This window comes from Streptosporangium longisporum (assembly GCF_039534895.1).
Taxonomy (GTDB): domain Bacteria; phylum Actinomycetota; class Actinomycetes; order Streptosporangiales; family Streptosporangiaceae; genus Streptosporangium; species Streptosporangium longisporum.
The window spans coordinates 31,928-47,484 of the sequence record NZ_BAAAWD010000012.1 but is presented as its reverse complement, the minus strand read 5'-3'; the positions used below and the strand labels follow the sequence as shown (position 1 = coordinate 47,484).

Genomic DNA, 15,557 nt, shown 5'->3' with positions numbered 1-15,557 from the left:
AGGGCTTGGCGGCGGTCGCCGCCACCTTGGCGCGGGCCTCGGCGAAGGTGTAGGGGGGTCGCGGACTCGCCCGGACCCTGCTGGGCCAGGGCGGGGGCGGCCACCAGTGTGAGGGCGAGCGCGAAGCCCGCCGTCACGGCACTTCTGCGGAGCATTGGTTCTCTCCTTGCGTGGGGGGGTCCCGTCACGGTAACGGTCCGTCCGCAAGGCAGGGGTCTACCAAATGTCCCCTATCGTCACGTTATGGAGCGGTGCCCAGTCCGGGATTGTCGACCAGCCATTCGGCGTACCTTCTGCTCCGCCCGACCGCGTCGGAGTGCGCGGCCTTGGCGTGCTCGAGGATCGACGCCGCGACCGCGGCGCCGGAGGCCTCCGGGTGCCAGCCGAACAGCTGCCGCCAGCGCAACGGGGCCCCGGCGATCGGCACCAGCCGCAGCCCTTCGGCGGGCTGGAAGGTCCCCTGGCACAGGGCGGCGGCACGGCCCACCTTGGCGAGGTGCATGCAGGTGGCCACGTCGGTCTCGTAGATGGTCCGGGGGGTGAACCCGGCGCGGGCGCAGGCCGTGGCGAAGCAGTCGCCGAAGCAGCTGTCGCCCGGGGTGACCGTCCACTGCTCGTCGGCCAGCTCGGCCAGCTCCACCTCCTTCCTGTCCACCAGCGGATGGTCCTCGTTGAGCAGCACGAAGACCGGGTCGATGCCCACCGTCGACCACACCACCGGCCCCTCCACCGGAGGCGGGCTCATCCCGCACGCCCCGATGAACGCGAAGTCGATCCGGCCGAGCATCACCATGGTGGTGAGCTCCTTGGCCGACCAGGAGGTGTGGGTGCTGACCGGGGTGTTGGGCCAGGCGGTGGCGAGGCGGTCCATCAGGCCGCCCAGGATCGGCCCGTTGGTGGCGCCGAGCCGGTAGCTGGGAACGTCGGAGTTCGCGTTGGCGAACCTGAGTGCCTCCTCCTGGAGTTCACGGGCGGCGGGCAACAGCACCATCGCCCTGGACAGCACCAGCTCCCCCAGGGGCGTGGGCCGTGCGCCGTTGTGGTCGCGTTCGAAGAGAGCTCCCCCGAGCACACGCTCTATCCGTTTGAGTTGCGCGGTCAGTGCGGGTTGTGCAAGTCCGAGGTGAGTGGCGGCCTTGGTGACGCTGCCAGCCTGTGCCACCGCGCGCACGATCTTGAGATGTCGGAGCTCGAGATCCATACCGGGAACGTAAGGCCGCAACGTTATGGCCGCAATGCCAACATGTCATGAAATATGACTCAATTTTGTCGAATCGTTCCAATGGCCGTTGCGGATGAGAAGGACGCCGGGTTTCGGACGACCTTTTTATCCTCCTCTGAGACTGAATATCCGTTCCGTCCCTTGTGGGAGGCGAGATTCACCCTTCCTTACCACTCGTTTCCGGGATCCGGGATTCACCGATGTTTCGGTCAGCCCGACGGCCCCTATCTCAGCATGCGAGATATCCCCCGCGAGCCCTCGGCGGACAGACCCGCGATGACCGGAAAGGAGCCGCTGAGCGGCCGGTACGGCGGTGCGGGGAAGCGGCCGGGAGAAGGCCGGGACGCCCTCGGGTGACGCTTCGTGACACCGTACGACGGGACGTGACGGCGGGCGGCGAGGGGTGACGGCACGGGGTGACGGCACGGGGTGATGTGCGGGACGACGGCACGGGACGACGGCAGGGGACGCGCGTGGTGCCGGCCGGTGCCCGTGACGGCGGGGCCGCGCGGGGCGGAGGACAGGGAAGTGTGCGGGTACGGGACAGGGGTTCCGGGCGGGGACGCGGTTATGATCCGCCGATGGACGTGGCCGCGCTCACCTGTCCGCAGGCCCGGATCCGCCCGGCCCGGTGTCCTCCCCGGGAACGACGAGCCGGGCCAGCCGCGCGGCGAGAGGAGGCGCGCCGGGACGGTTGTCGATCTCGTCGTGCGGGACGACGGGCGGCTCGTCCACCCTGATGGCCCGCAGGTACTCCTCGAAGCGGCCGAGCTTGCCCGCATCCCTGGCCAGCCCCCTGGCCTCCAGCCGGGAACGCAGGGCCGGGCCGTCCGAGCGGACCCAGAGCAGGCGCACCACGGGCCCGCCCAGCTGCTCGACCCAGCGCTCCCAGACGGCCGCGTCGTGCACCTGGGTGGTGAAGGGGCCCTCCAGCAGCACCGGGCAGCCGTGCGAGCGGATCTGCCGGGCGACCTCGGTCAGGCCCTCGTACTCGTGCCTCTTGACGTTCTCGTCGTACCAGGGGCCCTCGCGCTCGCCCTCGTCGCGGCCGTGGGCCCGGAGGGTGGCCGCCACGAAACCGCCGTAGACGGTGTCCTTGTCGAGCAGGGCCGGGACCGGGTCCAGCAGCGTCAGCAGCGCCGCCGCCACGGTCGACTTGCCGGCCCCCGGCGGGCCGCTCACCACCCACAGCGCCGCCGGCCCGCCCGCACGCGTGCCCCCGGAACCACCGGAACCACCGCAACCGCCGGGAGCGCCGGAACCGCCGGGACCACCCCGGGCCCGTCCCCCGTCCATGCCGTCCTCAGTCCTTCCAGACCTCGGCCACGCTCCCGGCGACGCCGGACGCCTGGGCGAGCCCGGCCTCGAAGGCCGGGCGCCACAGGGCCGGGTCGAGGACGTCGGCGCCGAACACGGTGATCGCCGCCTCGTCGGGGCCGACGTGCGCGATCCGGGCGTCGCCCAGCTCGGCGACCTCGGCCTCGAAGCGGGCCCTGGGCGAGACGTGCGCCAGCGGCTCCAGGATGACGACGACGGAGCTGCCCGCGGCCAGGTCGACGTTGCTCGCCGAGCGCACCCCGCCGTCCATGTAGCGGCGCCCGTTGATCTCCACCGGCGGGAACACGCACGGGACCGCGCAGCTGGAGGCGACGGCCGAGACCAGCGGTGCCCCGGAGTCGCGGTCCCAGACCACGAACTCGCCGGTCCCGGCGTCGACCGCGGTGATCAGCAGGCGGCGCGACGGCCACTCCTTGACGGGCAGCCGGTCGCCGATCGTCTCGATCCTGGCACCGGTGTCCGGCACGGCCAGCGCGAGCTCGCCCACCCGGCGCCGGGCCTCCTGCGGCTCCAGGGTCGGGTCGTAGAGCAGGCTGAAGGCGGCCATGACCGCCTCCATGTCCACCGAGGAGGCGGTCGCGGTCTCCGACCGCGCCCGCCCGCCGACCGCGGTCTCCAGATCGGCCCCGGTGGCCACGAGGGCCCCCACCACCGATCCGGCCGAGGTCCCGACCACCAGGTCGGCCTCTCCCAGGTCCACGCCCGCCCGGCGCAGGCCCGTGATGACCCCGGCCTCCCAGGCGATGCCCGCCACTCCTCCGCCACCCAGCACCAGTGCTCTCGTCATGCGCCCCATTCTTACCTGTTCATCCCTTGAGGCCGGAACGGGAGATGCCCTCGATGACCCAGCGCTGGGCGACGAGGTAGATCAGGATCACCGGGATGCTGGCGATCACCGCCCCGGCCATCAGCAGGTCGTAGCGGATGCTGTTGGCGCTCTGGAAGTTGCCCAGGCCCGCAGGCAGGGTCAGCGACTCGGGACTGAGCAGCACGAAGATCGGCCACAGGAAGTCGTTCCAGTTGGTCAGGAACGACAGCAGGAACAGCGTGGCCAGCGCCGGGCGGGCCAGCGGCAGCGCGATGGTGGTGAAGATCTGCCACCGGTTGCAGCCGTCCAGCTCGGCGGCCTCCTCCAGCTCCCCGGGCAGGGTGATGAAGAACTGCCGCAGGAAGAACACGCCGAACGCCCCCGCCGCCGCCGGGACGATCACCGCGGGCAGGCTGTCCACCCAGGCGAACTCGTTGACGATCAGGAAGTTGGGGATCAGCAGCACCACCGGCGGCACGAACAGGGTCGCCACGACCGTCGCGAAGATCGTGCTCCGCCCGCGGAAGCGGAGCCTGGCCAGCGCGTACGCGGCCGGAGCGGCGGTCACCAGGACCAGGGCCGCGTGGCCGGTGGCGGCGGCGAGGCTGTTGAGGAACCACGTCATGATCGGGCTGTCCGCGCTGCCGAGCAGCTGCCGGTAGGCGTCCAGCGAGATCGGGTCGGGGATCCACTGCGGCTCGGTGGAGCCGGCCGCCTCGCGGGTCTTGAACGAGGTGACGAACATGTAGACCAGCGGGCTCAGGTACAGCGCCGCGATCACCGCCAGGACCAGGTGCAGCAGGGTGCGCCGCAGCCTTCGGATGTCGGTGGTCATCGCGTGCTCCTGTCCCTGAAGGCGCCGAAGACCAGGGCGCTGGCCACCATCAGGAACGCGGCGAGGATGAAGCTCATCGCGGACGCGGTGCCCATGTCGAACTGGCGCAGACCGGTCTCGGCGATGAGGTAGATCGCGGTCTTCGTCTGGTCGGCGGGCGCCCCGCGGGTGATGATGTAGGACTGGCCGAACATGTTGGCCGAGGCCAGGATCGTGGCGTTGACCACGAACACCGTGACCGGCCGCAGCCCCGGCAGGGTCACCGAGCGGAACCGGTGCCAGGCGGAGGCGCCGTCGACCATCGCGGCCTCGTGCAGCTCGCGCGGGATGTCCTGGAGCCCGGCCAGGAAGATGACCGAGTTCAGGCCGAGCGTCCACCAGACCGTCACGCCCACCAGGGCGATCCAGGCGGGCACCACGTCGTTGGTCCACTGCACGTCCAGGCCGAGGTAGTGGTTGACCAGGCCGATGTTGCCGTCCAGCAGGAACTGCCAGACGAACCCGACGACCGCCACGCCCAGCACGTACGGCGCGAAGTAGACGGCGCGGTAGACGTTGCGTCCCGCGAAGCGGCCGTTCATCAGCAGCGCGACCAGCAGCGGCAGCACGATGAGCAGCGGCACCGACGCGACCGTGAAGATGCCGGTGGCCTTCATGGCCGTCCAGAACCGCGAGCCGTCCACGCTGTCGGGGTCGAACAGCTCGACGTAGTTCTCCAGCCCGACGAACGGCTTGTCCGGGAGGTTGATGTCCCACTCGTGCAGGCTGGTCCAGAACCCGAAGCCGATCGGCAGCACCATGAAGACGGCGAAGAGCGCCAGGTAGGGGGCGAGGAACGCGTACGGCGTCCACGCCCGCATTCTGCGTGTGCTCCCGGCCTTGGCGGGCCGGTCCGGTCCGGCGGTGCCGGACCGGCCCATCTCCTCGGTGAGGAGGCTCACTTCTCGTACTTCCGCTTGTTGGCGGCGAGCAGCTTGTCGGCGGACGCCACGCCCTCCTTCAGCGCGTCGGCCGGGGACGCCTGCTTCAGCACGGCCTTGGCGATGGCGAGCTCCAGCGCCTTGGACTGCACGTCACCGACGCCGGGCAGCGGCGGCAGGAAGCGGAAGATGTTCACGTCGGAGGCCAGCCTGATCTGCGGCAGGTCGGCGATCGCCGGGTCCTGGCGGGCGGAGTTGCGCGCCGGGATCATCCCGGCCTTGGCCCACTCGGTCGACTGGCGGCTGATGTGGTCGATGAAGAACTTGGCCGCCTGGACCTTGTTCGGGTCCTTGCCCGCCTGGGAGGTCATCACGAAGTTGTGCGAGGAGGCCCACGCCGCGGCCGTGCCGCCGATGTTCGGGATCGGGGACATGCCCCACTTCAGTGACTTGGCGTTGGTCTTCAGGTCGTTGATCTGCCAGATGCCGTCCCAGGTGAAGCTGACCTTGTCGTTCTTGAAGGCGGCGTACTGGCTGTCCTGGGCGACCTTGGCGGGGCTGAGGCCCTTGTCGATCTGCTCGACCATCCAGCCCAGGGCCTTGGCCCCCGCGTCGGAGCCCCACAGCGCCTTCGCGCCGTCCTCGCTGTAGAGCTCGCCGCCGAACTGCCACAGCAGGGTCATGAACATCAGGTGGGCCGGCCACTTGCTGGGCATCCAGAACGGGTTCTCGATCCCTGCCTGCTTCAGCCTGCCCAGGGCCTCCTCGTACCCGGCCTTGTCGGACGGGGCCTCGCTGAGGTCGATCTTCTCCAGGTGGGAGGTGTTCCAGTAGTCGGCCAGGCTGTGCACGTCCAGCGGGACGCTGTAGCGCTTGCCCTCGTAGATCCCGGCGTTCCACACCGCGGGGATGAAGTCGGCCTCGCTGAGCTGCAGCGCGCCGACCACGTCGTCCAGCGGGATCAGCGTCTGCCGGGTGGCGAAGGTGCCGATCCAGTCGTTGTGGATGACCGCCACGTCCGGGCCCTTGCCCGCGGTGATGGCCGTCGGCATGGCCGGGTACAGGTCCTCCCAGCGCCGGGTGACGTTGCGGACCTCGATGCGGCCGGCGTACTCCTTGTTGAACGCCTCCAGCATGGTCCGCATGTGCGGGCCGTCACCGCCGGTGAAGCCGTTCCAGTAGTCGAGCGTCACCTTCGGGCCGGAGTACTCCCCCCCGGCGAAGGTCGGCGCGGCCGAGGCCGGCGAGGAGGCACCGGATCCGATCTTGGTACCGCCACCGCAGGCGGCCAGCGCCGCGGTGAGGCCGGCGGCGCCGGTCAGGCCCATGAACGAGCGGCGGGACAGGGGACTGGTCATTGTTCCTACTCCTGGGGGGAAGGTGCGAAGCGGACGATGTTCCACGAAACGGGTAGAAGGTTCAGGAAGGCGCGGCGGCCCTCCAGGCGCGCGCCCGCGCCCGGCCTGGGCGTGACGCGGTCGGGCGCGTCGGCGGTGTTGACCGCGGACAGGTCGTCGTCGGTGAGCTCCAGGTGCTCCACGGGCCGCAGGCCGTCGGGCAGCGTGAGCTCCAGCGCGCACGGGCCGTTCCGGTCGCGGTTGACCACGAACAGCACCAGCTCGCCGGTCGCCTCGTCGTGCGTGGCGGTCGCCCAGATCGCGGGCGCCTCCCCGTACCTGGCGGTCGGGATCGTCTCGCACTCGGGCTCGACCCGCAGCACCTGCCCGCGGGCGTGCCTGGCGGTCAGCGCGAACGGGTGGAAGATGCTCTGCCGCCACGCCGGGCCGCCCGGCTCGGTCCTGATCGGGGCGATCACGTTGGCCAGCTGCGCCTGGCAGGCGACGCCGACCCGATCGGCGTTGCGCAGCAGCGTGATGAGCAGGCTGCCGACCACCACCGCGTCGGTCACGTCGTAGGTGTCCTCGATCAGCCGCGGGCGCTCCTGCCAGTCCAGCGCGGACTCGCCCGGGAAGCGGCTCTGGTACCAGACGTTCCACTCGTCGAAGGAGAGCCTGATCCGCTTGGTGCTGCGCAGCTTGGCGCCCACGTGGTCGGCGGTGGCCGCGATCGAGCGGATCATGTGCTCCATGTCGGCGCCGCTGGCCAGGAAGGAGTCGACGTCGCCGTCGGAGGGGTCGTAGTAGGCGTGCAGCGAGATGTAGTCGACCATCTCGTACGTCGCCTCCAGCACCTCCGCCTCCCACGAGCCGAACGTCGGCATGCCGCTGTTGGAGCTGCCGCAGGCCACCAGCGACAGGCCGTCGTCGAAGCGCAGCAGGGCCCGCGCGGTCTCGGCGGCGAGCCGGCCGTACTCGGCGGCGGTCTTGTGGCCCATCTGCCACGGGCCGTCCAGCTCGTTGCCCAGGCACCACAGCCGCACGTCGTGCGGCGCCTCGACACCGTGCGCGCGGCGCAGGTCCGACAGGCGGGTGCCACCGGGGTAGTTGCTGTACTCGACCAGCTCCAGCGCCTCGGCGACCCCCCTGGTGCCGAGGTTGAGCGCCATCATCGGCTCGACCCCGGCCTTGGCGGCCCAGGTCATGAACTCGTTGAGCCCGAAGGCGTTGCCCTCCAGGCTGCGCCAGGCCATGTCCAGCCGCGCCGGACGCTCCTCGACCGGGCCGACGCCGTCCTCCCAGCGGTAGTTGGAGACGAAGTTGCCCCCGGGGTAGCGGACCAGCGTCACCCCGAGCTCGCGGGTCAGCTCCAGCACGTCGGTGCGCAGGCCGTCGGCGTCGGCCAGCGGGTGGCCGGGCTCGAAGACACCGGTGTAGACGCAGCGGCCCATGTGCTCCACGAAGGAACCGAAGAGCCGGGGTTCCACCGGGGCGATCCGGAAGGCGGGGTCCAGGGTGAGACGGGCGGTGGTCGCCACGGCACGACCTCTCTGTTAACGCGACATTTCGTGGTAGGTGGTTTCTACAACGTTGTTTCAACGTTGTAAACAGCCGCTTCGGAAGTCGATACCGGGGCGTTACGATCGTCGGGACCGGATCTCGTACGACCCCGCGGAGCGTCGGCCGGGCCGGGCGACGGGGCCGCGACGGGAATGGGGGAGCGGGTGGGAGCGAGCCTGCGCGACATCGCGCGCCTGGCCGGGGTGTCGGTGAAGACCGTCTCCAACGTCGTCAACGGGTACGCCCGCGTGTCGCCCGAGACCCGGGCCAAGGTGGAGGAGGTCCTCTCCCAGCTGGAGTACCGGCCCAACCTGTCGGCGAGGAACCTGCGCCAGGGACGCACCGGCGTGATCGCCCTGGCGCTGCCCGAGCTCGACGCCCCCTACTTCGCGGAGCTGTCCAGGTTCGTCATCGACGCCGCGGCCGAGCTGAGGTGGCTGGTGGTCATCGAGCAGACCGACGGCAGCCTGGAGCGGGAACGGCGCATCCTCGACGGCGTCCGCGACCACCGGGTGGACGGGGTGATCCTCAGCCCGATCGCGATCGGCGCCGACGAGCTGGCCGCGCGCACCGACGCCACCGCGCTCGTGCTGCTGGGCGAGCGGATCCACGACGGCCCGGCCGACCACGTGGCCATCGACAACGTCCGGGCGGCGCGCGACGTCACCGAGCACCTGATCGGGCTCGGCCGCACCCGCATCGCCGCGCTGGGCGCCGAGGACAACGCCGCCAGCGGCACCGCCCCGCTCCGCCTGGCCGGGTACCGCGAGGCCATGGCCGCCCACGGGCTGCCCGAGACGATCGCCACGGTCGAGCGCTACCGCAGGGACCAGGGGGCGGCGGCGATGGCCGGGCTGCTGGAGCGCGCGGAACCGCCCGACGCGGTGTTCTGCTTCAACGACCTGCTGGCGCTGGGCGCCCTGCGCACCCTGCTGTCATGCGGGCTGCGGGTGCCCGAGGACGTCGCGCTGGCCGGCCTCGACGACATCGAGGACGGCCGGTTCAGCACCCCGACCCTGACCACGGTCGCCCCCGACAAGGCCGAGCTGGCCCGGATCGCGGTCGACCTGCTCAAGCAGCGGATCGAGGGCCCGGCCGACCACCCCCCGAAGGAGGTCGGCGCGGGCTACCGGCTGGTGGCCAGGGAGAGCACCCTCGGCCGGTCGCCCGCGCGACCGCGGCCGGCGGGTCCCGGCCGGTGACCGGTTCTCCGATGACCTGTGACCGGCGCTCCGGCGCTCCGGTGCTCCGGGTGACCGGTGCGCCGGGGGCGGGGTCAGACGTCGCGGGCCTTGAGGCCCTCCTGGGCCTCATCGACGCCCCAGGAGATGATCCTGCGCGGGTGGATGCGGATGACCTCGCGGCTGAGGTAGGGGAAGGGGGGCTCGTGGTCCTCGATGGCCTCGGCCTCGCCGCGGATCTCCACGCCCCGCACCCGCCAGGGGTCGGTGGAGGCCAGGTCGTCCACCACGAAGGCCACCCGCGGGTTCGTCCGGACGTTGCGGAACTTCCTGGTGGTCCCCATCGCGCGGCCGTAGATGTCGACGGTGCCGGTCTCGGGGTCGATGTGGAAGCCGGTCGGGCTGTTCTGCAGCCCTCCGGCGGAGTCGGTCGTGGCCAGCCGGCCCAGGTGCCGGTCCTTGAGATAGGCGAGCTCCGCCTCCGTGAATATCATGTCCCCACTCTGTAACCTCAATTTATGTTGAGGTCAAGTTAGACTGGCGCATGCCCAACACTCCGGAGATGACCGTCGGCCAGCTCTCCGCCCGCAGCGGGGTGGCCGTCTCGGCCCTGCACTTCTACGAGGCCAAGGGGCTCATCCGCAGCCGCCGCACCGCCGGCAACCAGCGCCGGTTCCCGCGCGACACCCTGCGCAGGATCGCCTTCATCCGCGTCTCCCAGCGCGTCGGCATCCCGCTCAGGACGATCCAGGAGGCGCTCGCCGCCCTTCCCGACGGCCGCACTCCCACCAGGGAGGACTGGGAGCGGCTCTCCGCCGTCTGGCAGGACGAGCTGGACGGGCGCATCAGGCAGCTCGAACGGCTCCGGCACGGACTGACCGACTGCATCGCCTGCGGCTGCCTGTCGCTGGACCGCTGCGCGCTGGCCAACCCCGACGACGTGGCCGCCGCGCGGGGTCCCGGCTCGCGCCTGATGGTCGCCCCGCGCCGGGAATGCGCTCCCACCTGCGCGGTGGACTGACGCCCGCCACCGTCCCCGGCCCGTCCGCGACGCTCCGGGACGGCGGTACGGGAGTGGGTTTTTTAGTTGTCCATCCAAACTATTGACGCCCCGGGGTCCGGCGTGTGAACCTCTGGGCGTTCATGCACGCGCATCATGGGCGGTCGACGGTCAGGGTCCCGTCACCTGATCGTGCATGGCGGTTTGTCCGTTGCATTGCGAAGGGAAGCCGTACATGCGAAGAAGGCTGTTCAGCGCGCTCGCCGCCGTGGCGATGGCGTGTGCCACGGTGGGCGCGGCCGGCGCGGGGGCGGGTGCCTCGGCGTCCGCAGCCGGGGCCGGAACCGTGTCCGGCCCCGCGGCCCGCTCCGTGGCCGCCGCCGAGCCGTACGAGTGGAAGAACGTGCGGATCGACGGCGGCGGGTTCGTGCCGGGGATCGTGTTCAACCAGAAGGAGAAGAACCTCGTCTACGCCCGCACCGACATCGGCGGCGCGTACCGGTGGGAGCAGGCGAGCAAGAGCTGGACCCCGCTGCTCGACTGGGTGGGCTGGGACAAATGGGGCTACAACGGGGTGGTCAGCCTGGCCACCGACCCGGTGGAGACGAACCGCGTCTACGTCGCCGCCGGCATGTACACCAACAGCTGGGACCCCAACAACGGGGCCATCCTGCGCTCCGCCGACAAGGGCGCCACCTGGCAGGCCACGACGCTGCCGTTCAAGCTCGGCGGCAACATGCCCGGCCGCGGGATGGGCGAGCGGCTGGCCGTCGACCCCAACAGGAACAGCGTCGTCTACTTCGGCGCTCCCGAGGGCAACGGCCTGTGGCGCAGCACCGACAAGGGCGTGACCTGGGCCAAGGTGGCGAGCTTCCCCAACGCGGGCAACCACGCCGACAACCCCGCCGACCCCAACGGCTACACCAGCCACCGTCCGGGCGTGGTCTGGGTGACGTTCGACCCGAGCTCGGCGACCGCGGGCAACACCACGCAGCGGATCTACGTCGGCGTCGCCGACAAGGAGAACACCGTCTACACCTCCGCCGACGGCGGGACCACCTGGAGCCGGGTGGCCGGGCAGCCCACCGGCTACATCGCCCACAAGGGCGTGCTCGACCACGTCAACCACACGCTCTACATCGCGACCAGCGACACCTCCGGCCCCTACGACGGCGCCAAGGGCGACGTGTGGAAGCTGAACACGACCACCGGCGCGTGGACCCAGATCAGCCCGGTCCCCTCCAGCTCGTCCGAGGCGTACTACGGCTACAGCGGTCTCACGATCGACCGGCAGAACCCCGGCACGATCATGGTCGCCACCCAGATCTCCTGGTGGCCGGACGTGATCTTCTTCAGGTCCACCGACTCCGGCGCGACCTGGACCCGCATCTGGGACTTCACCTCCTACCCCAACCGCAGCTTCCGCTACACCATGGACGTCTCCTCCTCGCCGTGGCTGACCTTCGGGACCAACCCGCAGCTGCCCGAGGTGACGCCCAAGCTGGGCTGGATGACCGAGTCGCTGGAGATCGACCCGTTCGACGGCAACCGGATGATGTACGGCACCGGCGCCACGCTGTACGGCACCGAGGACCTCAAGAAGTGGGACACCGGCGGCCAGCTCACCATCAAGCCCATGGCCAAGGGGCTGGAGGAGACCGCGGTCCTCGACCTGATCAGCCCGCCGTCCGGGCCCCCGCTGGTCAGCGCCCTGGGTGACATCGGCGGCTTCCGGCACACGAACCTCGACGCCGTGCCCCCGATGATGTTCACCTCCCCGATCTTCACCTCCACGACCAGCCTCGACTACGCCGAGACCAACCCGGCCGTCATGGTCCGCGCGGGCAACTTCACCGACGCCGACCGGCCGAACGACAGCCACGCCGCGTTCTCCACCGACGGCGGCGCCAACTGGTTCCAGGGGAGCGAACCGGCCGGGATCAACGAGGGCGGCACGATCGCCGCCGCGGCCGACGGCTCCCGGTTCGTCTGGGCGCCCAAGGGCGTGGGCGTGCACCACTCGGTCGGCTACGGAAACTCCTGGACCGCCTCCACCGGCCTGCCGACCGGCGCCGTGGTCGAGTCCGACCGGGTGAACCCGAACAAGTTCTACGGCTTCAGCGCCGGGAGGTTCTACGTCAGCGTCAACGGCGGCGCCTCGTTCACGGCCACCGCCGCGACCGGGCTGCCCGCCGAGGGCAACGTCAAGTTCAAGGCCGTACCCGGCCGTGAGGGCGACATCTGGCTGACCGGGCCCCGCAGGCGACACCGGCGCCGCCGCGGGCATCTGGCACTCCACCGACGGCGGCGCGTCGTTCACCAAGCTGCCCGGCGTCCACGAACGCGGTCAACATCGGCTTCGGCAAGGCCGCGCCCGGCAAGAGCTACCAGGCGCTGTACACGCTCGCCACCGTCGGCGGCGTCACCGGCGTGTTCCGCTCCGACGACACCGGCGCGAGCTGGGTCAGGATCAACGACGACCAGCACCAGTACGGCAACGCGGGCGAGGCCCTCACCGGCGACCCGCGCGTCTACGGCCGCGTCTACCTCGGCACCAACGGCCGCCGGCATCCTGTACGCCGACAACGACGGGACCGTCCCGCCCGACGACACCGTCGCTCCGACCCGGCCGGGTACGCCGGTGGCGTCGGCGGTCACCTCTTCGGGGGCGACGCTGACGTGGGCGGCCTCGACGGACGCGGTGGGTGTGAGCGGGTACGACGTCTATCGTGAGGCGGGTGCGACGGACGTGAAGGTGGCCACGGCCTCCTCGGCGTCGTACGCGCTGAGCGGGTGAGCGCGGACACCGCGTACACGTTCTACGTGATCGCCCGCGACGCGGCCGGCAACAGCTCCACCGCCTCGGCGCCGGTCACGTTCAGGACCGCGGCCGGACAGGGGGACACCGTCGCTCCGACCCGGCCGGGTACGCCGGTGGCGTCGGCGGTCACCTCTTCGGGGGGCGACGCTGACGTGGGCGGCCTCGACGGACGCGGTGGGTGTGAGCGGGTACGACGTCTACCGTGAGGCGGGTGCGACGGACGTGAAGGTGGCCACGGCCTCCTCGGCGTCGCACGTGCTGAGCGGGTTGAGCGCGGACACCGCGTACACGTTCTACGTGATCGCCCGCCGACGCGGCCGGCAACAGCTCCACCGCCTCGGCGCCGTCACGTTCACGACCGCGGCCGGGCAGGGCGGGGGCTGCACCGCGACCTACAAGGTCGCCAACTCCTGGCCGGGCGGGTTCCAGGGCGAGGTGACGGTGAAGACACCGGCACCTCGGCGACCACCGGCTGGACCGTCACCTGGTCGTTCCCGAACGGCCAGACGATCAGCCAGCTCTGGAGCGGCGTGCACACCCAGACCGGTGCCGCCGTCACGGTGAGGAACACGACTGGAACGGCGCCCTGGGTGCCGGGGCGTCCACGTGTTCGGCTTCGGCGCGAGCTGGACCGGCACCAACGGCGTCCCGTCCACCGTCACCTGCACCGTCTCCTGACGACCGCCCCCTGCCGTCCCCGCGAGACGGCAGGGGGGAGGACCCCGCGGTTGAAACCGCCGCCGAGGCGGGGGGTCCTGGCGGCCCTCCCGGCCTCCCGGCCCTGAGTGAGAAACACGACGGGCCGGGACGCGTACGGCCCCGGCCGAGCCCTGAACGGGCCCGGCCGGGGCCGTCCTGGTTCCGGCACTCCTCAGCACGGGTGACGCGGCCCTCCCGGCGGGACGTGCGTGCCGCGGGCCCGGGCTCGGTCTTATGCCGGTACGGGTCCGTCTTCAGGATGAGATCGCCTCCGCGGAGGCCCGCCCCGCCCGCAGACCCTATTGTGGAGAAGAAACCGACAGTCCGGGGGAGAGCATAGGCGATCTCAGATGGGGTGCGCGGCCCTCGGGACGCGGCGAGGGCTCGCCGAACCCGCCGCGGCTCCGACGAGACCGGTGGGACCGGTGCCGCGCGGCTCCCGGGCCCGGCGTCCGGCCTGCACGCAGCCGACGACATCAGGTCCACCGCACCGGCCGTCTCACCTGAAGATCGTCATCGGTGTGGTCGGCGCCGTGCTGGTCATCGGCGGCCTCATCATGGTGCCCTTCCCCGGGCCCGGCTGGCTGGTCGTCTTCGCCGGGCTGGCGTGCTGGCCACCGAGTTTCACTGGGCCCACCGCTGCTGGAGTTCGGGCAAGCGACTGTCGGCCTGGACGGCCCTGGCTCGGCCGCCGGGGCTGGACCGTCAAGATCTGGTCGTCTGGTCGCCGCGGCCACCGCCGGAGTCATCGTCTACTTCGGCCTCAAGCTCAGCTTCGGCCTCGACCTGGTCGTCGAGGCGCAGAAGCTCCTCCTCCGCTAGACGGCCCGCGCGCCTCGCGCGGACCCGCTCCGACGAGTTTTACCCGTGGAGTACGGCTCGTTATCTTTCCCGGATGTGATCTCCGTAGTGTCTCCACGTCCGATCCGCAGGGACGGATCGGCAGAGACGATTAAGGAGAGTGACGTTCTATGCGCGCCCTGTCCTCGATGCTGGTCCTCGCGGCCGCCGGAGCCGCCATCCTGACCGGCACCCCCGCCACGCCGACGACGTCAACCTGGCCGCGAGGGTGCAGCGGCGAGGAGGTCTTCCTCACGCCCGAGCTCGTCCCGCGGCCCAGTACAACGGGAACGTCCTGATACAAGCTCGACAACAACAGCGTCCCGTCAAGGTCAAGATCGGCAACTGCCGTGGCGGTACATCGGCACGCTGCCGATCGTCCGCCAACGACCACGCCGCCGTAGTGGCCGCCAGCACCACCCGCCCGCGCAGTGCATCCGCTACCGCGTGAAGAACATGGGCAACACACCCGGCCGCCATCACGGGCACCGGTACTCTAGACACCGGTGACGTCGAGGGGGGTCGCGCGACGCGCGGCCCCCCCTTCCGGCGTTCACGCGACGCCCCACCCGCACCCGGGGCGGGTCCGGGCGCTCGCGGCCCGCGATCAGGACGGCCACCCCGTCCAGGATGCGCTCCAGCCGAACGATGAGGGCGTGGGCGGGGTCGGTGATCGCCTGGTGGGCCTACCGGCCGCCTGCCACCGACGCGGGAGGCGACCGGGAGCGGCCGGCGTCCACGAGCCGTCGAGCAGCGGGGCGTTGGACAGCCACCACTCGGCGTCGTCCATCCCGCTCTCCCGCTGGACGCGCAGCTGGTCGGCCCTGGACTGCGATGCTCTCGACGTGGGAGAGGACCAGCCGAGGACGAGTCCATCTCGACGTCCGACAGTCCCCAGCCCTCCAGGGACGCAGCTCGGCTCGTACTTGAGCGTGGCGTTCGGGCCCAGCGTGGAGCGCGGGTCGCGGGGCCTGGGAGCATCCACGGGTTGCGCGG

16 protein-coding genes and 1 pseudogene are annotated in these 15,557 nt (G+C 71.1%); 8 read left to right on the top strand and 9 right to left on the bottom strand.

Annotation, left to right across the window (positions count from 1 at the left end):
• Nucleotides 1-241: 241 nt before the first annotated feature.
• The 7 genes from ABD832_RS21475 to arfA form a co-directional block, all read right to left on the bottom strand.
• Nucleotides 242-1,201 carry a LysR family transcriptional regulator gene (locus ABD832_RS21475; protein ID WP_344898219.1) on the bottom strand — a complete coding sequence of 320 codons (960 nt, stop codon included), beginning with the start codon at nt 1,199-1,201 and terminating at the stop codon, nt 242-244.
• A gap of 618 nt (nt 1,202-1,819) precedes the next feature.
• The gene (locus tag ABD832_RS21470; protein ID WP_344898217.1) at nt 1,820-2,518 is read right to left on the bottom strand and encodes a P-loop nucleotide/nucleoside kinase family protein; all 699 of its coding nucleotides are present in this window, start codon (nt 2,516-2,518) and stop codon (nt 1,820-1,822) included.
• A 7-nt stretch (nt 2,519-2,525) separates the two neighbouring features.
• Entirely contained in the window at nt 2,526-3,347 is an 822-nt protein-coding gene (locus tag ABD832_RS21465) for a patatin-like phospholipase family protein (protein ID WP_344898215.1), read from the bottom strand.
• A gap of 19 nt (nt 3,348-3,366) precedes the next feature.
• Nucleotides 3,367-4,203: a carbohydrate ABC transporter permease gene (locus tag ABD832_RS21460; RefSeq protein ID WP_344898213.1), complete on the bottom strand. Its 837-nt coding sequence runs from the start codon at nt 4,201-4,203 to the stop codon at nt 3,367-3,369.
• Nucleotides 4,200-5,144 carry a carbohydrate ABC transporter permease gene (locus ABD832_RS21455; protein ID WP_344898211.1) on the bottom strand — a complete coding sequence of 315 codons (945 nt, stop codon included), beginning with the start codon at nt 5,142-5,144 and terminating at the stop codon, nt 4,200-4,202. Before ABD832_RS21455 ends, ABD832_RS21460 begins: the two co-directional genes overlap by 4 nt.
• Complete coding sequence (locus ABD832_RS21450) at nt 5,141-6,481, bottom strand: extracellular solute-binding protein (RefSeq protein ID WP_344898209.1); 1,341 nt, start codon at nt 6,479-6,481, stop codon at nt 5,141-5,143. The genes ABD832_RS21455 and ABD832_RS21450 overlap by 4 nt, the downstream gene beginning before the upstream one ends.
• 5 nt (nt 6,482-6,486) lie before the next feature.
• Nucleotides 6,487-7,998, bottom strand: coding sequence for an arabinosylfuranosidase ArfA (gene arfA / locus ABD832_RS21445; protein WP_344898207.1), 1,512 nt, complete (start codon nt 7,996-7,998; stop codon nt 6,487-6,489).
• A 186-nt stretch (nt 7,999-8,184) separates the two neighbouring features.
• Here arfA and ABD832_RS21440 point away from each other — a divergent pair, with 186 nt between their 5' ends.
• A complete protein-coding gene (locus tag ABD832_RS21440) occupies nt 8,185-9,222 on the top strand; it encodes a LacI family DNA-binding transcriptional regulator (RefSeq protein ID WP_344898176.1) in 1,038 nt (345 codons plus the stop codon).
• Between the two features lie 74 nt (nt 9,223-9,296).
• Here the strand turns inward: ABD832_RS21440 and ABD832_RS21435 are convergent, their stop codons facing one another.
• Entirely contained in the window at nt 9,297-9,695 is a 399-nt protein-coding gene (locus ABD832_RS21435) for a PPOX class F420-dependent oxidoreductase (protein WP_344898178.1), read from the bottom strand.
• A gap of 50 nt (nt 9,696-9,745) precedes the next feature.
• On the opposite strand from ABD832_RS21435, the gene soxR reads away from it, so the two are divergent.
• From soxR to ABD832_RS21410, 7 genes and pseudogenes are all read left to right on the top strand, one after another.
• Nucleotides 9,746-10,222: a redox-sensitive transcriptional activator SoxR gene (gene soxR / locus ABD832_RS21430; RefSeq protein WP_344898180.1), complete on the top strand. Its 477-nt coding sequence runs from the start codon at nt 9,746-9,748 to the stop codon at nt 10,220-10,222.
• 214 nt (nt 10,223-10,436) lie between these two features.
• Nucleotides 10,437-12,998, top strand: coding sequence for a beta propeller repeat protein (locus ABD832_RS21425; RefSeq protein WP_344898205.1), 2,562 nt, complete (start codon nt 10,437-10,439; stop codon nt 12,996-12,998).
• Nucleotides 12,995-13,228, top strand: a complete 234-nt coding sequence (locus ABD832_RS21420) for a hypothetical protein (RefSeq protein ID WP_344898204.1) — start codon at nt 12,995-12,997, stop codon at nt 13,226-13,228. Before ABD832_RS21425 ends, ABD832_RS21420 begins: the two co-directional genes overlap by 4 nt.
• A pseudogene (locus tag ABD832_RS42250) lies at nt 13,197-13,280 on the top strand (hypothetical protein); the annotation flags it as partial. The gene ABD832_RS21420 and the pseudogene ABD832_RS42250, both read left to right, overlap by 32 nt.
• 122 nt (nt 13,281-13,402) lie before the next feature.
• Nucleotides 13,403-13,807: a cellulose binding domain-containing protein gene (locus ABD832_RS21415; protein ID WP_344898457.1), complete on the top strand. Its 405-nt coding sequence runs from the start codon at nt 13,403-13,405 to the stop codon at nt 13,805-13,807.
• A gap of 264 nt (nt 13,808-14,071) precedes the next feature.
• On the top strand, nt 14,072-14,677 hold the full coding sequence (locus ABD832_RS42245) for a PGPGW domain-containing protein (protein WP_425582626.1): 606 nt from the start codon (nt 14,072-14,074) through the stop codon (nt 14,675-14,677).
• Between the two features lie 15 nt (nt 14,678-14,692).
• Complete coding sequence (locus tag ABD832_RS21410; RefSeq protein WP_344898202.1) at nt 14,693-14,860, top strand: hypothetical protein; 168 nt, start codon at nt 14,693-14,695, stop codon at nt 14,858-14,860.
• A gap of 308 nt (nt 14,861-15,168) precedes the next feature.
• Here the strand turns inward: ABD832_RS21410 and ABD832_RS21405 are convergent, their stop codons facing one another.
• The gene (locus ABD832_RS21405; protein ID WP_344898200.1) at nt 15,169-15,546 is read right to left on the bottom strand and encodes a hypothetical protein; all 378 of its coding nucleotides are present in this window, start codon (nt 15,544-15,546) and stop codon (nt 15,169-15,171) included.
• Nucleotides 15,547-15,557 lie beyond the last annotated feature (11 nt).